19 protein-coding genes are annotated in these 19,377 nt (G+C 45.1%); 1 reads left to right on the top strand and 18 read right to left on the bottom strand.

Annotation, left to right across the window (positions count from 1 at the left end):
* Window positions 1–70: 70 nt before the first annotated feature.
* The 17 genes from nadA to ACQEXU_RS00520 all read right to left on the bottom strand — a co-directional run bounded on the left by nadA (window position 71) and on the right by ACQEXU_RS00520 (window position 15,723).
* On the bottom strand, window positions 71–1,132 hold the full coding sequence (gene nadA / locus ACQEXU_RS00600) for a quinolinate synthase NadA (RefSeq protein WP_367986823.1): 1,062 nt from the start codon (window positions 1,130–1,132) through the stop codon (window positions 71–73).
* Window positions 1,133–1,258: 126 nt separating this feature from the next.
* Window positions 1,259–2,044, bottom strand: a complete 786-nt coding sequence (gene ybgF, locus ACQEXU_RS00595; protein ID WP_427009259.1) for a tol-pal system protein YbgF — start codon at window positions 2,042–2,044, stop codon at window positions 1,259–1,261.
* A 15-nt stretch (window positions 2,045–2,059) separates the two neighbouring features.
* Window positions 2,060–2,599: a peptidoglycan-associated lipoprotein Pal gene (pal, locus tag ACQEXU_RS00590; RefSeq protein WP_367986825.1), complete on the bottom strand. Its 540-nt coding sequence runs from the start codon at window positions 2,597–2,599 to the stop codon at window positions 2,060–2,062.
* Window positions 2,600–2,632: 33 nt separating this feature from the next.
* Window positions 2,633–3,985 carry a Tol-Pal system beta propeller repeat protein TolB gene (gene tolB / locus ACQEXU_RS00585; RefSeq protein WP_427009258.1) on the bottom strand — a complete coding sequence of 451 codons (1,353 nt, stop codon included), beginning with the start codon at window positions 3,983–3,985 and terminating at the stop codon, window positions 2,633–2,635.
* A 20-nt stretch (window positions 3,986–4,005) separates the two neighbouring features.
* On the bottom strand, window positions 4,006–5,028 hold the full coding sequence (tolA, locus tag ACQEXU_RS00580; RefSeq protein ID WP_427009257.1) for a cell envelope integrity protein TolA: 1,023 nt from the start codon (window positions 5,026–5,028) through the stop codon (window positions 4,006–4,008).
* 12 nt (window positions 5,029–5,040) lie between these two features.
* Window positions 5,041–5,484 carry a protein TolR gene (tolR, locus tag ACQEXU_RS00575; protein WP_367986828.1) on the bottom strand — a complete coding sequence of 148 codons (444 nt, stop codon included), beginning with the start codon at window positions 5,482–5,484 and terminating at the stop codon, window positions 5,041–5,043.
* A 3-nt stretch (window positions 5,485–5,487) separates the two neighbouring features.
* Window positions 5,488–6,171, bottom strand: coding sequence for a protein TolQ (gene tolQ, locus ACQEXU_RS00570; RefSeq protein ID WP_367986829.1), 684 nt, complete (start codon window positions 6,169–6,171; stop codon window positions 5,488–5,490).
* Window positions 6,161–6,586 carry a tol-pal system-associated acyl-CoA thioesterase gene (ybgC, locus tag ACQEXU_RS00565; RefSeq protein ID WP_367989186.1) on the bottom strand — a complete coding sequence of 142 codons (426 nt, stop codon included), beginning with the start codon at window positions 6,584–6,586 and terminating at the stop codon, window positions 6,161–6,163. Before ybgC ends, tolQ begins: the two co-directional genes overlap by 11 nt.
* Window positions 6,587–6,749: 163 nt before the next feature.
* The gene (gene ybgE, locus ACQEXU_RS00560; protein ID WP_427009256.1) at window positions 6,750–7,052 is read right to left on the bottom strand and encodes a cyd operon protein YbgE; all 303 of its coding nucleotides are present in this window, start codon (window positions 7,050–7,052) and stop codon (window positions 6,750–6,752) included.
* On the bottom strand, window positions 7,045–7,152 hold the full coding sequence (cydX, locus tag ACQEXU_RS00555; protein WP_000270284.1) for a cytochrome bd-I oxidase subunit CydX: 108 nt from the start codon (window positions 7,150–7,152) through the stop codon (window positions 7,045–7,047). The genes ybgE and cydX overlap by 8 nt, the downstream gene beginning before the upstream one ends.
* Window positions 7,153–7,164: 12 nt before the next feature.
* On the bottom strand, window positions 7,165–8,301 hold the full coding sequence (gene cydB / locus ACQEXU_RS00550) for a cytochrome d ubiquinol oxidase subunit II (protein ID WP_367986831.1): 1,137 nt from the start codon (window positions 8,299–8,301) through the stop codon (window positions 7,165–7,167).
* Between the two features lie 16 nt (window positions 8,302–8,317).
* Complete coding sequence (gene cydA, locus ACQEXU_RS00545) at window positions 8,318–9,904, bottom strand: cytochrome ubiquinol oxidase subunit I (RefSeq protein ID WP_367986832.1); 1,587 nt, start codon at window positions 9,902–9,904, stop codon at window positions 8,318–8,320.
* A 463-nt stretch (window positions 9,905–10,367) separates the two neighbouring features.
* A complete protein-coding gene (gene ruvB, locus ACQEXU_RS00540) occupies window positions 10,368–11,372 on the bottom strand; it encodes a Holliday junction branch migration DNA helicase RuvB (protein ID WP_367986833.1) in 1,005 nt (334 codons plus the stop codon).
* A gap of 39 nt (window positions 11,373–11,411) precedes the next feature.
* A complete protein-coding gene (ruvA, locus tag ACQEXU_RS00535; RefSeq protein WP_427009255.1) occupies window positions 11,412–12,029 on the bottom strand; it encodes a Holliday junction branch migration protein RuvA in 618 nt (205 codons plus the stop codon).
* A gap of 131 nt (window positions 12,030–12,160) precedes the next feature.
* Window positions 12,161–12,682 carry a crossover junction endodeoxyribonuclease RuvC gene (gene ruvC, locus ACQEXU_RS00530; protein ID WP_367986835.1) on the bottom strand — a complete coding sequence of 174 codons (522 nt, stop codon included), beginning with the start codon at window positions 12,680–12,682 and terminating at the stop codon, window positions 12,161–12,163.
* Between the two features lie 80 nt (window positions 12,683–12,762).
* Window positions 12,763–14,502, bottom strand: a complete 1,740-nt coding sequence (locus ACQEXU_RS00525) for a glycoside hydrolase family 36 protein (protein ID WP_427009254.1) — start codon at window positions 14,500–14,502, stop codon at window positions 12,763–12,765.
* A gap of 243 nt (window positions 14,503–14,745) precedes the next feature.
* Window positions 14,746–15,723 (bottom strand): porin, encoded by a 978-nt coding sequence (locus ACQEXU_RS00520; protein ID WP_367986837.1) that lies wholly within the window; start codon window positions 15,721–15,723, stop codon window positions 14,746–14,748.
* Window positions 15,724–16,096: 373 nt separating this feature from the next.
* Here ACQEXU_RS00520 and ACQEXU_RS00515 point away from each other — a divergent pair, with 373 nt between their 5' ends.
* Window positions 16,097–16,825, top strand: coding sequence for a substrate-binding periplasmic protein (locus tag ACQEXU_RS00515; protein ID WP_427009253.1), 729 nt, complete (start codon window positions 16,097–16,099; stop codon window positions 16,823–16,825).
* 79 nt (window positions 16,826–16,904) lie between these two features.
* Here ACQEXU_RS00515 and torA read toward each other — a convergent pair whose 3' ends face one another.
* Entirely contained in the window at window positions 16,905–19,367 is a 2,463-nt protein-coding gene (torA, locus tag ACQEXU_RS00510; protein WP_367986839.1) for a trimethylamine-N-oxide reductase TorA, read from the bottom strand.
* Window positions 19,368–19,377 lie beyond the last annotated feature (10 nt).

Raw genomic sequence — 19,377 nt, 5'->3', positions numbered from 1 at the left:
AAGAAGAATTTGACACATAAAAAAACCAGCCTAAACGGCTGGTCTTATATCTGTGATGTTTATCTCACTATTAGGCGTTACCCTTAACTTGCATGTTTAATTGTTCAGCAAAGTCCAACATGCGGTTTAATGGGATAAGAGATTTCACACGAAGCGCTTCATCGACAAAAATTTCGTGTTCTTCACCACCATCGCGAAGAGCACCTTCAATTGCTTTTAAGCCATTCATCGCCATCCAAGGGCAATGGGCACAGCTACGACATGTCGCACCTGCACCTGCCGTTGGTGCTTCAATCAACTCTTTCTCCGGGACAAGCTGCTGCATCTTGAAGAAGATGCCTTTGTCCGTTGCCACGATCATTTGTGAATGTGGCAATTCTTTTGCTGCTTTGATCAACTGACTGGTTGAACCTACCGCGTCTGCCAGCTCTACAACGCTCGCAGGAGACTCTGGATGAACTAAAATCGCAGCATCAGGATAAACAGACTTCATTTTACGCAATGCATCAGCCGAGAACTCATCATGCACAACACATTCCCCTTGCCATAGCAGCATATCTGCGCCTGTTTGATTGGCAATGTAAGAACCAAGGTGTCTGTCTGGCCCCCAGATAATTGGCTTATCTTCGGCATCTAAATGCTCGACAATTTCCAGAGCAATACTGGATGTCACAACCCAGTCAGCGCGCGCTTTAACTGCAGCTGATGTGTTGGCATACACTACAACGGTATGATCAGGGTGGGCATCACAAAACTCGGTGAACTTATCTGCTGGGCAGCCAAGATCAAGAGAACACTCTGCTTCCAGCGTTGGCATCAGAATGCGTTTTTCTGGTGTGAGGATTTTGGCAGATTCACCCATAAAACGAACACCTGCAATGATGAGAGTGCTCGCCGGATGACGATTACCAAATTTGGCCATTTCCAAGGAATCACCAACAAAACCACCAGTCTCTTCAGCTAACGCTTGGATTTCAGGATCGGTATAGTAATGCGCGATCAAAACGGCATCTTTCTCTATCAGCAAAGATTTAATGCTGGCGATGTAGCTTTGCTTTTCTTCGTCTGTCAGTGGAATTGGTTTTGGTGGGAATGGGTAAACTGTGTCAATTTTATCTAATATGTGGCTCATTGCTTTTGCTCTGTGCAACTTCCAGTAATCCGAGTATTGTACAACGGATTCACTTTGATAATCAAAACGGAATCCCATTCAAAAAAAGGGTGCGAATCGCACCCTTTCTATGACTAACCAAACTGACTAAAGTTTCTTCAAGTTTTCTTTGGCTAACTTAGCAGAAGCACTGTCTGGATATTCATTAAGTACTTGTTGATAGTATTTTTTTGCTTGAGCAGCGTTATTATTACGCCCAGCAATATCACCAAGTTTTACTAATGCATCAGCACGCTTGCTAGAGTCTTTATAGGTCAATACCGAAGCAAAATTCTTCACGGCTTCTTTATCTTGCTTCTTCGCAAAATAGAGCTGACCTAACCAGTAGCTCGCATTTGGTGAAAAAGCAGAGTCAGGGAAGTCTTTTTGGAACTGGTTAAACGCTTTAATTGCACCGGCAAAATCGCGTTTTTTCAACACTAGATCAACTGCATTTTGATACGCTTTTTGCTCATCCGCATTGGTGCTAAAAGTACCTTCGGTATCCGTATTATCAGCGATATCTACAGGAGCAACCGTCGCGCCTTTTTTCACTTCTCCACGCAGTTTATCCAACTCGACAAACAACTCTCTTTGACGCTGCAACATTTGCTGCATATCGTAGTTGTTCTTTTCAAGCTGTCCACGAAGTTCACTGATCTCTAGGGACATATCGTCCATTTGCTGTTGCATTTGTAACTGGACACGATTGCGATTTTCCAGCAAGCGTTCAAGACGCTGGGTATCAGTTTCATTGGAAGCGGCAATGACAGAAGAGGTGGCAGCAATTCTGCTGCTATTTAAATCAGATACTGGGGCTGGTGCAGCAAGCACTTGGCTCGCTGCACTGGCCAGTAACGTAAGCGTGAAAACGCGCTTTAAGTTACTGAGCATGAGGGACGTCCTCAATTAGTAAACTAGAACTGCACGGCGGTTCTTAGCGTAAACTTCTTCTGATTGACCCAGTAGAAGTGGCTTTTCTTCACCGTAGCTAACGATTGCGATTTGGTTCGCTTGAACACCTAATGCTTGTAGGTATTTTGCTACCGCTTGTGCACGACGCTCACCTAGAGCGATGTTGTACTCAGGTGTACCGCGCTCATCGGCGTGACCTTCGATAGTCACTTCAAGTGCAGGGTTCTTAACAAGGTACGCTGCGTGTGCTGCAAGCATTTCTTCGTAGTCACCCGCGATAGTCGCGTTATCGAATGCGAAGTAAATAGTTTGAGACTCACGAAGTGCTTGCTCTTTTAGCTCTTGCTCTGTTAGTGCACCGTTCTCACCGATTGGTGAAACTACGGTAGTATCTACACCATTTGCAGAACCAGAAGTTGACTGGTTAGTTTCAGAGCCTGAAGCGTTCGCAGCTTCATCGCTTGAACTACATGCCGTCACTGCAAGAACAGGTAGCGCAATCAGCAGCCCTTTAAGAACTTTATTCAGTTGCATTGTTTAATTTCCTTACTTTTTGATACTTACTTGCTACAAAAACGGTGACCAAGCAGGGGCACGTACACGCCCGTTAGTTGCTGGTAATCGTGCTTTAAAGCGTCCATCTATAGAGACCATAGACAGCACATTATTTTTATTAAAAATTGAGCTATATATGACCATGCCACCATTTGGCGCAATACTTGGGGATTCGTCGAGCAGTGTCTTAGTTAAAATCTGCACTGCACCGGTTTCCAAATCTTGTTTTGCCAGATTAAAACCAGTGTTACTGCGATTTACCATGATCAGGAATCGCCCATCTGGAGTGATCTGGCCACCAAGGTTCTGGCTGCCCTGCCAGGTAATTCGGCTGGCCGAGTTGTCTGCCAAATTTACTTGATAAATCTGCGGTTTACCACCCCGATCCGAGGTAAAGATCAAGGATTTACCATCTGGATGCCAGAAAGGTTCAGTGTTGTTTGATCTACCGCGCGTTATTTGAGTTAGCTTTCGAGTCGCTAAGTCTAACGTGTAGACTTGTAAGCTGCCGGTTTTGGATAAAACCAAAGCCAGTTTGCGGCCATCAGGTGAGAATTTTGGTGCGCCATTATGACGTGGGTATGAAGTAATCTTCTCTTGCTTACCCGTATAAATGTCCATGATGAAAATTTCAGCTTGACCATTTTGGAAGCTTACGTAAGCGAGCTTCTTACCATCTGGTGACCATGCTGGTGACATGAGAGGCTGTTTTGAGCGAAGGACTAGGCGTTCGTTATAGCCGTCGTAGTCAGCCACTCGCATTTGATATGGGAATGGGTCTTTATCATTGACAACCACGTAAGCGATACGCGTAAGAAATGCACCGCGCTCACCCGTTAACTCTTTGTATACCAGATCAGAAATGCGGTGAGCATATTCACGCATACGATGACCAGGGACTGTCGCACGTTTATTAAATAAAACGTGGTCTTTCGACATCACCAGTTGACCATCAGTACTAAGCGCTTTGCTTTTGCCTTGAGTTAGTTGGCCACGCACCACGTCAACCAATTGGTAATGGATAACGTAATCACCTTCCGCATTTTGAGTAATGCTGCCCGTTAGTAGCGCATCCACGCCAAGACCAGACCACGCATCAAAATCAACCTCAGTTTCACTGTATGGTGTTTGAGGCATTTTGCTGGTTGCGACTGGGCTAAACTTACCACTACGCTGTAAGTCAGAGGCAATTACAGCAGAGACGTCTTGAGGAAGTTTTGTTGCTCCCTCCCACTTAAAAGGCACAATGGCTATCGGTCGTGCAGAGTCGATACCATCGGTGATAACAAGTTCCAGTGCAGCGTTTGCTACCTGAACGGTGCTCGACAGTACGAGCAAACATCCTAAAATTAATCGCTTTAACACAAGCTATTCCTTATTAACGATTACAGTTCAACCGTGAGGTTAATATTCTTCAGCTTTTCTACGACATCTGGGTCGTTTTTAGGCAATGGAAATGATGCTACTTGAGCAACCGCTCGCTTTGTTGCGGCGCACAAACGACTATCACCATCTAAAACAGATAGATTGCCTAAAACAGCATCCGCCCCAGCAGGAATTAGACGTAAGTTAACCTTGCAGGACTTTCCCGTAAAAGAGTCCTCCACTAGCAGGTTTTGTCTAATTAATTGCTTGTAGATTTCACCATATCTTGCCGCTTCTGATGTAACAAAACTGCTACGAGCTGAGCTATTTTGCTCTGATTCAGACTCTAAGCCAGCAAAGATATCGTTAAGTGCTGCTTCTTGTTCTTTGCGTTCACGTTCCAAGCGCTCTAAGCGTTCTTTTTCTTTACGTGCTTTCTCAGCAGCCTCTTTTGCTGCTTTTTCTTTCGCAATACGTTCTTTTTCCGCTTTTTCAGCCGCTTCACGTTCACGTTTTGCTTTCGCTTCTGCTTCTTTCGCAGCTTTTTCACGCGCAATGCGCTCTTCTTCCGCTTTTGCGATTGCAGCTTCTTTAGCTTTACGCTCAGTTTCAAGCTTGGCGGCACGCTCTTTTTCTTTGCGCGCACGCTCTTCTTCTACTTTGCGCTCTTTCTCTTTCTGCTGGCGTTTCTTCTCCGCTTCACGAGCGGCTTTGGCTTCTTTCGCTTGCTGCTCTTTTAGCTTACGAATTCGCTCTTCTTCTGCCTTACGATTTTTCTCCAGTTGCACACTTTCGCGGCGAAGCTTATCTAAACGGTCTTGTTCTTTCTTTGCGGCGGCTTCACGTTGGCTGCGTATCTGCTGCGCCTGTTTTTTAACAAGAGCAGGGTCAATCACAACCGCTTGAATTTGCCCAGTAGGCTCGGGCTCTGACATGGTAAAGTCCGTGCCCCAAATTAGCGCGATAGCTAAAGCAGCATGAAGCCCCACCGATATCGCTATCGGTTTTTTGTAATCGCTTTGATTAGACTTTTTCTCTTTCATATACGGCCGGGATTATTCCTTGATATCCGTTAGCAGCCCCACTTTAGGGATCCCTGCCCGGCTTAGTTCGTCTAATACTAATACAACGTCAGCGTAAGGTGTTGCAGCGTCACCACCTACAGCCACCGGTGAATCTGGCTTCAGTGAGATTTCAGCTTTCACTCGCACAATCACATCTTGTAATGAAAGACCGCGTTGAACTTCTTCGTCATTCACGCTTAAGCCTAAATTTCCATCGCGATCAATTTCTACGATGATAAAGCTCGCATCACTGTCTCCTGCAAGCTCAGAAGCAGGCTGTGCCGTCGATGTTTTGGGTAACTCAACATCCACGCCTTGCGTTACGAATGGCGATGTCACCATAAAGATGATCAACAGCACTAACATCACGTCGATATAAGGTACAACGTTGATCTCTGCGGTCATCTTACGTTTTTTTGGTTGATACCCCGCCATGCGTTACTCCCTGCCCGCCATTGCTTGACGGTGGAGAATGCTGTGGAATTCTTCAGAGAAAGTCGCGTAATTGTGTTCAAGTTTGCCAACTTTATTGCTTAGGCGGTTGTATGCCATTACTGCTGGAATTGCAGCAAAAAGACCCATCGCTGTCGCAACAAGCGCTTCCGCGATACCTGGCGCAACCATCGCAAGCGTGGCTTGCTTTACTTCACCTAATGCTATGAACGCATGCATGATGCCCCATACGGTACCAAACAGACCAATATAAGGGCTGATAGAACCAACAGTAGCTAGGAATGGTAGATTGGTTTCTAAGTCATCCACTTCACGGGCAACAGCAACGCGCATCGCTCGCCCTGTTCCTTCCATGATAAATTCAGGTGATGACGCGTTTGATTTTCTTAGACGAGCAAACTCAGTAAAGCCTGAGTAGAAGATCTCTTCTGCACCCGTTAAATCGTCTTTGCGTTTTTTTACATCTTGATACAGAACAGATAAGTCAGCACCAGACCAAAATTTATCTTCAAAAGACTCGGTATCTTTCGTTGCTTGTGAAAGCACTTTGCTACGCTTAATGATCATTGCCCATGAGACAATAGACATTCCAAGCAAGATAAGCATAACCATCTTAACCAGTAAGCTGGCTTGCAAAAACAGATCAAGAATTGAAATATCAGCGGTCACTACGAGTTAACTCCATTACAATTGATTGAGGCATTGCTTTAGGCCTCATTTTCTCATTATCAATACATGCTACCTTAACCATTGCTCGACACAAAGTGGTGCCTTCAGGGTTTACGATTTCCTGACAGAAGCTAATGGTGGCTCTTTTTAGCTCAGAAATGCGGGTGTTGACGATCAATTGGTCGTCGAGTCGCGCGCCTTGTAAAAAGTCGATGTCCATGTGTCGGACTACAAAACCAATGTTTTGTTCCAACAGAATATGTTGCGATACGCCAACACTGCGAAGCAGCTCTGTCCGCGCACGTTCAAAGAACTTGAGGTAGTTAGAATGGTAAACCACGCCACCAGCGTCTGTATCTTCGTAATAAACGGTTACAGGCCAAGTGAATAGTAAAGCATCGTGTTGCACAAGCATCCCCAAGTATTTAGCGTAAAGGCAGATACTATAACGCATCAACACTACTTTCATGCAAGCGCATTGAAGAGAATTCACGCCTTAAAACAAAAAAATAGCGCCAACTTTAAATAAGTGGCGCTATTTCATGAAAATGTTGGTTAAAGGTTCGACATTGTCAGTTTCAGAACAATCTCAACACCATGAGGTAGATGAGAATGGTCAAAGAGAAATACGGGCTGAACAGTACTTGCCAATACCAGTTGCGGGGTTTAAAGCTAAGGCCAAACACCATGCTTGAGCATATTGCCCAAATCAATAATGGTGAAATCAATGCATTAAAACCACCGATGCTGTTGGAGTACGCTTCAGGGTCCCACATAACCATGGCAACATGGTAGAAACCTAAAACCAGTGATAAGACCCGGAATAGGGTCTTATCTAATGGTGCATGTAGCTTAGCTACCTGCGCAGCGAGATTACTCACTGTCTTTGTCCATCATTTCTGAATGCTCAAGCCAAAGAGCATTGATGATACCGAATGCACAAGCAAGTAGTACACCTAGAATCCATGCGAAATACCACATAGTTAATACTCCTTAGTATGCTGAAACGTCGTTATCTTCGATGTGTTTCTTATCTAGACGACCGAACATTTTGTAGTAAGTCCAAGTCGTGTAGCCAAGTATCACAGGTACCATGACAGCTGCAACGGCAGTCATTAGGCCAAGCGTCAATTCACTTGCGGTTGAATCCCACATCGTCAAACTGTGGCTAGGTACAAGGCTTGAAGGCATCACGAATGGGAACATTGCGAAACCTGCCGTCAAGATAACCCCTGCGTTTGCCAAGCTTGAGAATAGGAATGCAAAACCACCACGTTCAAAGCGAGATGCAATCACTGCAAGTAAAGGCATAGACACGCCTAGTACAGGTGCCGCCCACATTGCTGGGTACGTTTCAAAGTTCGTCATCCAAGCGCCTGCTTGTTGAACCACTTCTTTATTCAGTGGGTTTGAGTCCGCTAGTGTATCGATTGTGCTAGTAATCACATAACCATCGATAGACTGAACCCAGAAACCACCAATGACAAACAGAGCAACAGCCACTAAACCTGCAATTTGGGCAACATTACGTGCGCGAGCATGCACGGCTTCTGTTGTTTTCATTTGTAGCCAAGTTGCACCTTGAAGTACAAATAGCATTAGGCTTAGCACACCACACAATAGTGCAAATGGGTTTAGCAGTGCGAAGAATGAACCTTTGTATTGCGACATTAGCAGGTCATTCAGCTCAAATGGCACACCTTGTAGCAAGTTACCAAACGCAACACCGAAGATCACCGGTGGCACTGCACCACTGAAACAGATTGCGCCGTCCCATGCATTACGCCATTTAGGGTTCTCGATTTTCGAACGGTAATCTAAACCAAGTGGACGCATCCAAAGTGCAGCCAAGGTAACGTACATCGCTAGGTAGAAACCAGAGAACGACGTTGCATACACTAGAGGCCAAGCAGCGAACAGTGCACCACCAGCCGTGATCAACCAAACTTGGTTACCATCCCAGTGCGGCGCGATGGTATTAATCATCACACGACGCTCTGTGTCATTTTTACCGATAACAGGCACCAGCGCACCAACGCCCATATCGAAACCATCGGTTACAGCGAAGCCAACCAGTAGAACACCAATCAGAATCCACCAGATCAGTCGTAAGATTTCGTAATCAAACATTTTCTGTCTCCTTGCCTTACGCTTCTACTTGGCGACTAACTTTGTCTTCAACAGAGTCAGCGTTTTGCTCAAAGTGGTAACGGCCTGTTTTAAGGCTGCTTGGTCCTTTACGAGCGAATTTCACCATGAGGTAAACTTCTGCAATTAAGAACACCGTGTACAGTGCCAAGATAGCGAATAGAGAAGTCCATAGTTCGCCAATGGTCAGTGCAGAAGCCGCAACATGTGTTGGCAGAATCTCACCAACTGCCCATGGCTGACGACCATACTCAGCAACAAACCAGCCCGCTTCGATTGCAATCCAAGGTAGTGGAATGCTGAACAGTGCCGCTTTTAGGATCCAAGGTTTTTGCTCGATCTTTTGACGACATGTTTGAACAAACGCAGCACCAAATACAAATAGCATGATGAAGCCACAGCCAACCATAATGCGGAACGACCAGAATAGTGGCCATACTGTTGGGATAGAATCATCCGCAGCCGCTTGGATTTGCTCTTCTGTCGCGTCGACAACCTTATCGGTATAACGCTTAAGTAACAGGCCGTAACCTAGGTCACCTTTTACTTCGTCAAATGCTGCCATGTTTTCAGCAGATTTGTCACCAGCACGAAGTTTCTCAAGTAACTCATAGGCATACATACCTGTACGGATACGATCAACGTGTTCATCACGCAGATCACGTAGACCTGTCACTTGCTCATCAAAAGAGCGAGTCGCGATAATACCCATCACGTAAGGAATCTTGATGGCGTAATCCGTTTCCATGGTTTCTTGGTTAGGGATACCAAACATGGTGAACGCGGCAGGTGCTGGCTCAGTGTGCCACTCCGCTTCTACTGCAGCGAGTTTTACTTTCTGAACTTCACCTAGCTCGTAACCTGATTCATCACCGAGTACGATCACAGACAAGATAGCGGCCATACCGAATGAAGCAGCGATAGCAAATGAGCGACGGGCGAATGCGATGTCACGACCTTTCAATAGGTAGTATGAGCTGATGCCTAGAATAAACATTGCGCCAGTTGTGTAACCAGATGCCACAGTGTGAACGAACTTAACCTGAGCCACTGGGTTTAGAACAACCTCAGCAAAGCTCACCATTTCCATTCGCATGGTTTCAAAGTTGAACTCAGCGCCTACTGGGTTTTGCATCCAACCGTTCGCGACGAGGATCCAAAGTGCCGAGAAGTTAGAACCTAGTGCCACCAACCAAGTAACCACGAGGTGCTGACGTTTCGACAATCGGTCCCAGCCGAAGAAGAACAAGCCAACAAAGGTTGATTCAAGGAAAAACGCCACAAGTGCTTCGATAGCCAGAGGTGCCCCGAAAATGTCCCCGACGTAATGAGAATAGTACGACCAGTTGGTACCAAATTGGAATTCCATGGTAAGGCCGGTAGCCACACCAAGTGCGAAGTTAATACCAAAAAGCTTACCCCAGAACTTAGTCATGTCCTTGTAGATTTGCTTGTCAGTCATTACGTACAGTGACTCCATGATGGCTAGCAAGAAAGCCATACCTAAAGTCAGAGGTACGAATAGGAAGTGATACATCGCGGTCAGTGCAAACTGCAATCGCGACAGATCAACGACATCGATCATGATTACTCCTATGTGTCGGCTGAAAGACACTTTCTACATATCTTGCAATAAGCAACCACTCATTAAAAAATTATAAAGAATGTTGTTAAAAAGCAGCTTATTGTTACCAATATGTACCGATACGGTTAGTTAATTGTTAAGCATCAGCTAATATAGCTAGGGCTAATATTACTGCTAAAATAAGATTGTTTCAAAAGGTTTATAGTTTGATTCTGCTTTGATTTGTATCAACTTTTGTTTCAAGAATTTGTACACAAAAGCATCACATTGACTTGGATCAATAGAATTTCATACGATTTGTTAAGGGAAGGTAAGGATGAGCCAGCTTAATAGGCTGCGGGGATACAGTGAGTTAACAATCAATAAATAACGATCACTTCTCAATGAAGAGACCGTACATCACTTTATGTGACATAGATCACTTTAGAAAAATATTGCCGGAAGGTATTCCGGCAATGCAATCTTACTTTTCAATTCCGAAATGGAGATAAGCGCGATCGGTGGCAATTCGCCCCCTAGGTGTTCTTTGCAGGTAACCCTGTTGAATAAGGTAAGGTTCCAGAACGTCTTCAATCGTGTCTTTCTCCTCCCCTATCGCTGCGGCCATATTATCTAAACCCACCGGACCACCGCCAAATTTCTCCATAATGGCAAGTAACAGTTTTCTGTCCATGTAGTCAAAACCTTGAGCATCGACATCCAACATATTTAATGCTTTATCCGCAACGTCTGCACAGATATGACCGTTACCTTTCACTTCGGCATAATCACGAACGCGTCGAAGTAAGCGGTTTGCAATACGTGGTGTACCACGAGCGCGGCGCGCGACTTCCAATGCCCCTTCTTGCTCCATCGATAGATTCAGGCAATCGGCACTGCGCTTAACAATATTTTGTAAGTCCGCTACTTTGTAATATTCCAAACGTTGAGTAATACCAAAACGGTCACGTAGCGGCGAGGTTAATGAACCGGCTCGAGTCGTTGCACCAATCAGGGTAAAAGGAGGCAGGTCAATTTTAATTGAGCGAGCCGCTGGGCCTTCACCAATCATGATATCTAGTTGATAGTCTTCCATCGCAGGATATAAGACTTCTTCAACCATTGGACTCAAACGGTGGATCTCGTCAATAAATAGCACATCGTTTTCTTCCAAGTTAGTCAACAGCGCTGCAAGATCTCCTGCTTTTTCAAGCACCGGACCCGATGTGGTGCGGATGTTTACACCCATCTCATTGGCGACGATGTTAGCTAACGTGGTTTTACCAAGCCCCGGAGGCCCAAATATCAACAAATGATCGAGTGCTTCTTCTCGAAGTTGGGCTGCTTTGATGAAGATCTCCATTTGGTCACGCACATGGTCTTGCCCTTGATAGTCTTGCAACTTTTTCGGACGTATCGCGCGATCAATGATGTCTTCTTCTTTATAAACCGGATTCTCCGGTGCGATTAAACGATCTGCTTCAATCATGAATATAATCTCAATTCCAGCAAGTTAGCGGCTTGTGGCTTACACCATGGATTTTAGTGCATCGCGAATAAGCTCTTCTGAAGTCATGCCAGCTTGCATCACCTGAGACACAACTTTAGATGCCTGAGTTGGTTTATAACCCAATGCTAAAAGTGCGCTGATCGCTTCTTCTTCAGCATTTGCACTCGCATCGCTTGGCGTAGAGTCAATCGGTGCAGCGTCCGTATGAGGCGTAAAGAGATCTCCCGCGCCCCACCCTTTGAGGCGATCTTTCATTTCGACAACAAGACGTTCTGCTGTTTTCTTACCCACACCCGGTAATTTTACTAATGTCGAAATATCTTCTCGTTCAACGCAAGAAACAAATTGACTCGCCGTCATTCCAGAGAGGATTCCTAGGCCAAGTTTAGGCCCAACACCGTTTGCTTTGATCACTTCACGGAAAAGTGCACGTTCTTTTACGGTATTAAAGCCATAAAGTAGCTGTGCGTCTTCGCGAACAACAAAATGAGTATAGATAATGGCTTCTTCACCAACATTTGGCAGCTCATAGAAACAGCTCATTGGCATTTGCACTTCATAACCAATGCCGTTGACTTCAATAAGCAGTTCAGGGGGTTGTTTTTCGATAAGCGTACCGCGAAGACGTCCAATCACTGGGAGATCCTGTTTTATGGGGAAAGATATGCGGTTGATGATAATAAATAACTGGATGGATAGCCAGTAAAAACTCGGGAGAGCAGCTAAGAACCAGAGCCGCACATCGGCATGCTCTGGTGAAGGTCACCTTATCGGTAGCGTCCTCTGCGAGCGGCGGTAGCCTTGCCGGCAAGCGCAACCAAGGTTTTATTGGTATTGGCGTGACATATTGCAACGCCCAGCGCGTCGGCCGCATCGGCTTGCGGCTTAGCGGGTAGCTTTAGCATTTGCTGAACCATATGCTGAACTTGCTCTTTATCCGCCCCACCAGTACCCACCACGGCTTGCTTAATTAACCTCGCAGCATACTCATAAACTGGAAGATCAGCATTTACGGCAGCCACGATTGCACTCCCACGAGCTTGACCCAGCTTTAGTGCTGAGTCTGCGTTTCTCGCCATAAAAACTTGCTCAATGGCGAATACATCAGGTTGAAACTGAGTGATAATTTCAGATACGCCTGCATAAATTTGTTTCAAACGGCCCGGTAGCTCTTTTTCAGATGTGCGAATACAACCACTACCGAGATATTGCAAATGACGCCCTTGTTGTCGAATGACACCATAACCCGTAATTCTGGAGCCTGGATCTATGCCTAAAATGATCGACATGGTTATCCTATATCTGATTGCTAATTTTTGGGTTGGCTATCATATAGTAGCCGTGAGCGCGATGCGAGACACAAAGTTGATTACAACGCGGTTATCACAGCGCGACTAGACAACCCTGCCTCTAAGCTAATTTCAATCACTTGCGTTGCCTCATGGTTCAGTTTTTCTCCAGTCCAGTAATCGTACCAATAAACAGGATAATTCGAAGTCAAGGTGATCTCTCTTGCGGCTTGACCATAATTAAAAACGCAATGCAGATCGTTACGCTCAGTCAAAGGCAGAAAAGCATGATTGAGCCCCAATGAAGTAAACCGGGCAGACTCTTGTGTGTGCTTATGGCGTAAAGCTAACTTATTTAGACTAGTTTTAGCAAAAGAGGTTAAGTCTGGTAATGGGTCACCGGACAACAGTAGTCCACCACAAGCCAGTAATACATCACGATGAAATTCATAGTAGCACCTTTCTGTTGCTTGATTAGCCAAAGAAACAAACGTTGCGCAGTCGGGATCGATCTGCCAGATTTTCCGATGCTGCCAGCTACGATAGAAGGTTTCCTGCGCGATCTGCTCAAACCGTCGCTCATCCCGCTCAACATCATCAGACACTCGCATCGCATCAACCAAACCTAAAGAAGGCCACATGGGGGCATTACAGCCAAGAATCATAGCTTCTCCGGCACCTTCAATAATCGCTTCCATCCCCAGTCGATAGGCCTCCACTCCCGTGACGCCAGAAAGTAGCCTTTGCCCTTTTAAGCTTCCCCAATAATTCGCATCGAGTTTAAAAAGCTCTATCCCCCACTCTTCCCGCATCGTCCGAACAACTTCCGTTAAGTGTTCTTGGACTTCTGGATTTGTGGTGTCAAGAATATACCAAGGCGTGCAACGCCAGCCCGCATAAGTGACATCTTCTGCTTTAAGAAACTTGCCATTTGCATGGCGGACAAACCAATCCGGGTTTTCTTTAAAAACACGTGACTCACCTTGCGCAATAAAAGGAGCCAGCCAAATACCCGGCTTTTTCCCTTGCGCTTTCAGCTCTTCGACCAAGTGTTTAATGCCATGTTCGAATTTAACCGAAGGCGTCAACCAATCCCCCATGTAAGCTTGATAACCATCATCTAGCAATACGTAAGAGAGCTTCTCAAGATCGCCATGCATTTTTCCAACGTTATCAAGGATATTTTGTTCCGTTACCTGAGCATAATACGCGTACCAAGAACACCAACCTAGCGGCGAATCTCGTTTCACGTTTGGCCTTGGAGGATGATGATTAGCAATAAGCGCCGCGAACGCCTGATATAGCTGCGACAATGACTCACCGCTTAATATGACGACAGACTCTAGCGCTAAAGAAGGCCAATCTCGTGGATGTGTGTTTTCACCATCAATACACGCGCAGAGCACGCGCTTTTTTCCATTCGTGACGATATCAAAGTAACCCGCAAAACGGTTACAGCTGGTAAAACCTAGCAAGGTATAGCCCGCAGACTCTTCAATCACAAGGTAGTTGTAGTAACGTTTGGGATGGTTGGCTGAGTATATACGGTAGCTTGGACTATCATCAGGGCAGCGTCCGATATCTATCGGCTCATCAGCAGTACCTGATGTTTGGGCAAGCATTTGAAAGCCATCTCCAAGTAGCCGAGCTTGCGATTCAAAGTTAAAAGGCATTTGGAAAAGTACATAGCGGCCAGAAACAGGATCATTTGATAATCCGTTGTAACTGAAGTGCAGTTCATTTTGCTGAGAGACCACATCTAAGTCTGCGTTACTAACCAACACTTGGTGTCGGTTGTCCAGCGTAATGATATTAGACATATTACCCCTCCTGCCTACTGTCCCTTTCTTTGGAATTACAGCACTGGAAGCGGCTGTTGTCTATTTGGTCTTTAACTCAAAGAGTTAGGGGTATCACGTTTTAATGGAAAGATATGGGATTGTTCAGAAGGGGAGGAAAGCGCCCCCAATCCAGAGGGCGAAAAAGGCAGTGGATTATGATGCCAAGCGTCCTGCTTAAAATGGCCCACTCACAGCGAGTAGGCCATAAATTCAAGATTGAATTTAGAAGTCGTATGCAACTTTAACAAATGCAGCTAGATCATCTTCCACGTCATCTGATAGATCAACTTTGAAGTCAACCAAAGTAGAAAACTTCTGAGTAAATTGGTAAGAACCACCAAAGTTTACCCACTCCTCGTTTTCTTTATCCGCATATCCTGCAGCTAGGTATAGTTTATCAATAGTGTAGCCTGCTGAAACACTGTACAGATTAATATCTTTACCATCGAATGCTTCTTCGTTAGCAAAGTTAGCACCAAAAGCAAGTTGACCTACAGTAACCACACCGTTAACTAGATAAATCTGTTCAACATCATCTAGTGCTACTTGATTATTGTTGTCGTCATTCAGCTCATAACCAGCATTGATTTGGAAGGTCTCATTTTCAAAACCTACATAACCATTAAAACCATGTTGGTCTGAACCATCAGCTTCGCGGTCACCGTAGTATGATAACGCATATTTGAAGCCTTCTTTCATGCCTTCAAACTTTAAAACTTGACGCACGTCAGAAGCGTCAGAAGCTGAAGCACCGAATTCAACTGTTAAATCGGCTGCACCGTCCACTGCATCCAAAGCCGAATCATTTGCATAACCAATAGATGCAAGACCAAAGCCTGTTTTGTAGCCTACCCAAGTATCAATTATTTCAAACTTACCTGGAGAAGTTGAATAGTTGTCTTCTAGATCAAATTCACCAGCAAACTGGCCTAAAACATTACCATTTTGATAGTTTACAAAAAGGTCAAAACCAGTGACACCATCGTTGTAAAACTCTTTCTTCTCGTTACCTTCTTTACGACCTTCTTGGTAATAGCCACCAGCTGCAAACTGACCTGACACAGAAAATTGTTCACCCGAAAGAATGAGATCAATCATTGACTCACGAGCACGCTCTGATGCGGAAGATGCCGTTGTATCTGCTGCTACTGCTGAACCTGCGCTCAATGCAAGCGCAAGTGCCACTGCTGTCTTTTTCATTTTTATTTGTTCCTATATATTTTTATTTATGTGAGCAAAAGGATTCCTCATTTGCTCTGGGGCAGAAATTATTCAAGCCAAGAAGATTTCACAAATAAAACAATCAAAAACAAACTAAATGAATTGAGCGCTAACTCATCAAAAAAATAAAAGAAAATAAAAATCGATTAACCAAACGGCAATATTAATCCCTCAATGAGATAAGGATCACAAATAAATATCAAAAACAAGAATGTATCAGATGAATAAAAACTTCATCAAACGCATAAAATTTAAACATACACGAGCTTTTGCCTATTCATTTTTGGGCTTTGAACTGAAACATAAACCGTCGACTACACTGTAAGTAATGCGTTTTACCCAAGGAAAAGTCTTGTTTAAGCCAGTTATGTACCTGCTATGTGGGTGGTTATTTGTGGCTTCGTCTAAAGCCAATATCTTGATTGCAGCACAAAATGAATGGCCACCTTACATCATGAATGATGCCTACGGACGTGGTTTAGCTTACGACATCGTGAGTAATGCACTTGCCAAACAAGGTTATCAAATCCAGTTTTCTTTTAAGCCATGGACTCGTTCTCTTAAAGAGCTGCGTATGGGAAAGATCGACCTTATCATTGCACTATGGAAAAGCCCTGAGCGCGCCCAATGGATGCATTTTAGTGAAAGCTACCTGACCAATGACATTCACCTTGTTGGCTTAAAAGGCGATGACCTTGTTTATCATTCACCAGAGAGCCTCCGTGGGAAAACTATCGCGCTGATAGAAAACTATGCTTATGATCCCGACTTCTTAACCAGTGATGCCTACACTCACTTTCCGTCAACCGATCTCATCAACAGTATTAGACAGGTGCTATCAGGAAGAGCAGATATGTTTGTCGAAGATAAACTGGTGACTAAGTGGACGTTGATAAACAAGCAGCTCCCCTATCACGAGTTTGTTTTTATTGAAAACAGCATCGCCTCAACACCTTTACACGTTGCAGTCAGAAAATCTCACCCGCAAGCGGAAGCCATCATCAAAGCGATCAATCAAGGAATAAAGGAAACGACTGCTGAAGATATTCAATCGCTGAAACGTAAATACAGCCTTGATTAACTGTTTACGAAATTACCTACCACACAGACAAAAAAATACCAGCTCGAGAGCTGGTATTTTTCATTAGAAACGTATGCGATTACGCAACTTCGATTGGACCACCAAATGACGTCACTGGTGGAACTTTACCGGTAAACTTCTCAAATTCAACGATACACGTATTTGCAGACGTTGCTTGAGCCAGTTCAGAAGTACCAATATCTAGAGTCAGCGTGTTTGGATCGCCGTAGGTACAAATGGCACCATCTTTCTCGTTAAGTGGGCCGTACCATGCACCCTCTTCTATACGAATAACACCACGTGGGTAGCTATCCATCAAGACAGCACCAGCCAATAGTTGGCCACGGTCGTTGTATACACGAACCAAATCACCGTCTTTGATGCCTTTCGCTTTCGCATCTTCAGGGTTGATGTAAACAGGTTCACGACCTTGAACTGCGTAAGTTGCACGGAACTCGTCCGACTCACACATTTGCGAGTGTAAACGCTTATCTGGGTGACAAGACTGTAACCAGTACGGGTACTTGTCTGAACCAGGACCACCATGAGAACGCTCTGTCTTTTCAAACCACATTGGGTGCTCTTGACAGTGCTCGTAGCCGTAGCGACCGATCTTACGTGATGTAATTTCGATAAAGCCTGAAGGCGTACCCAGTGCGTTGATCTCAGGATCTTTACGGAAGTCCGCGTGACGAACCCAAGGTTGGCCAACACCGAAATCTAGAACGCCCTGTTTCCAGAACTCATCAAACTCAGGCATCTCGAATTTGCCTTCGTTTGCTTTGCGGCAATCGTCATATAGTGAGCGAACCCATTCCATCTCATCCATACCACGAGTGTATTCTTCATGACGACCAAAGCGACGCGTCAATTCACGACAGATCTCAAAGTCAGTCTTAGATTGGAACATTGGATCTACTAGACGCTGCATTGCTACTAGACCACGGCCAGAATATGAACCGTAAACGTCGATATCGTTACGTTCCCACTGAGTACATGCTGGTAGTACGATGTCTGAGAAACGACATGTTGCTGTCCAAGCGAATTCAATTGTCACGACTGTTTGAAGTTTGCGGAACGCTTTCTTCATACGGTTGCGGTCTTGGTGGTGATGCCAAGGGTTACAACCTGAAATCACCATCATCTTGTAATCCGGCAGTTTCACTTTCGAACCGTTGTAACGGATCTCTTTACCCGGCTCAAGTAGACAGTCTACCCAACGTGCAACAGGAATAGTTTTGCTGTAGCCGTTGTAATCATTGTTGTCCCACTTAGGCTTAGAACCTGTGTCTAGGTTACGTGGGAAACCACCTGGCGCTGCAAACCCAGTTGAAGGCACACCGATACCAGAATAGTGGTGACCGTAAGAAATACCACCACCAGGCAAACCGATTTGACCAACCATAGCAGCTACAACTGCGGCTGCCCAGTAAGGCTGCTCACCGTGTTCCTGACGTTGGATACACCAGCCCATTAGGATCTGTGTACGACCGTTAACCAGCATGCGCGCAAATTCACGGATCTTGTCAGCATTAATGCCACAAATCTCTGCTGCCCATTCTGGCGTTTTAACCACTTTGTCTTTGGTTTCACCTTGCACATACTTAACAAAGTCATCGAAGCCTAGACAGTAAGTTTTGATGAACTCTTTGTCGTACAAGTCTTCATTGTAAAGAACATGCGCTACAGCCAGCATGAATGCCACGTCTGTCATCGGGTTGATGTACAGGTGGTCATTCTCTAGGTAACGCTGAGTTTTGTTCTTCACTGGGTCAACCGAAAGAACATTAATCTCACCTTTCGCCACTTTCTCTTTCAGTTGCTCTAGGTAAGGGAAAGACTGGTGCGTTTCACAGTTCCAACCAACCTGTAGGTTTTTAACTGGATCGTTTGCCCATAGAACGATGTTGTCTGAATTCTCTAGAATTTCAGACCAAGACGTACCTTGTGCATAAACCTCAGTAGAACCTAACACGTATGGCAAAATCGTTTGCCCAGCACCTGTTGAGTAGTCACCAACTTTTGTGATGAAGTTACCGTGCATGCCCACAGCACGTTGCATGTGGCTGGTACAGCTATGGAACTGACCAGTTTGACGCCAACCAGTTTGGCCAGCAAACAACGCCCAAGGACCGTAATCTTTCTGAACGCGTTCTAGTTCACGGTAAACCAAATCAAGTGCTTCATCCCATGTCACACGGATAAAGCGGTTGTTACCACGAGTCTCTGCACTGTATTTATGCTTCTTCAACCAATCTAGACGCACCATTGGGTAGCGCACACGCGATGGGCTGTAGATAATACCTTTAATACCATTCAACATTTCTGTTGGATGTGAGTCCATTTCAAGCGGTTTGATTTCTTGAACTTTACCCGCGTACACGTGGGCGCGGAATGCGCCCCAGTGAGAACCTGATACTTTCCAAGTTCCTGTTGTTTCGGCTGCGTTTGCTGAGGTTGATGCCAATAAGCTTGGACCAATTACCGACGCTGCGCTGGTCGTTGCTACACCTTTCAGAAAACTTCTTCGTGTAATAGCCATTTCAAATACT

It is taken from the genome of Vibrio sp. TRT 21S02, assembly GCF_050113675.1.
Taxonomy (GTDB): Bacteria; Pseudomonadota; Gammaproteobacteria; order Enterobacterales; family Vibrionaceae; genus Vibrio.
This window is presented reverse-complemented; position numbering and strand designations above follow the sequence as displayed.

What these genes read in the sequence shown, in the direction of transcription:
- nadA (WP_367986823.1), bottom strand. Translation starts at nt 1,132, where the DNA reads ATGAGCCACATATTAGATAAAATTGACACAGTTTACCCATTCCCACCA.
- ybgF (WP_427009259.1), bottom strand. Translation starts at nt 2,044, where the DNA reads ATGCTCAGTAACTTAAAGCGCGTTTTCACGCTTACGTTACTGGCCAGT.
- pal (WP_367986825.1), bottom strand. Translation starts at nt 2,599, where the DNA reads ATGCAACTGAATAAAGTTCTTAAAGGGCTGCTGATTGCGCTACCTGTT.
- tolA (WP_427009257.1), bottom strand. Translation starts at nt 5,028, where the DNA reads ATGAAAGAGAAAAAGTCTAATCAAAGCGATTACAAAAAACCGATAGCG.
- tolR (WP_367986828.1), bottom strand. Translation starts at nt 5,484, where the DNA reads ATGGCGGGGTATCAACCAAAAAAACGTAAGATGACCGCAGAGATCAAC.
- ybgC (WP_367989186.1), bottom strand. Translation starts at nt 6,586, where the DNA reads ATGCTTGTGCAACACGATGCTTTACTATTCACTTGGCCTGTAACCGTT.
- cydX (WP_000270284.1), bottom strand. Translation starts at nt 7,152, where the DNA reads ATGTGGTATTTCGCATGGATTCTAGGTGTACTACTTGCTTGTGCATTC.
- cydB (WP_367986831.1), bottom strand. Translation starts at nt 8,301, where the DNA reads ATGTTTGATTACGAAATCTTACGACTGATCTGGTGGATTCTGATTGGT.
- cydA (WP_367986832.1), bottom strand. Translation starts at nt 9,904, where the DNA reads ATGATCGATGTCGTTGATCTGTCGCGATTGCAGTTTGCACTGACCGCG.
- ruvB (WP_367986833.1), bottom strand. Translation starts at nt 11,372, where the DNA reads ATGATTGAAGCAGATCGTTTAATCGCACCGGAGAATCCGGTTTATAAA.
- ruvC (WP_367986835.1), bottom strand. Translation starts at nt 12,682, where the DNA reads ATGTCGATCATTTTAGGCATAGATCCAGGCTCCAGAATTACGGGTTAT.
- ACQEXU_RS00525 (WP_427009254.1), bottom strand. Translation starts at nt 14,502, where the DNA reads ATGTCTAATATCATTACGCTGGACAACCGACACCAAGTGTTGGTTAGT.
- ACQEXU_RS00520 (WP_367986837.1), bottom strand. Translation starts at nt 15,723, where the DNA reads ATGAAAAAGACAGCAGTGGCACTTGCGCTTGCATTGAGCGCAGGTTCA.
- torA (WP_367986839.1), bottom strand. Translation starts at nt 19,367, where the DNA reads ATGGCTATTACACGAAGAAGTTTTCTGAAAGGTGTAGCAACGACCAGC.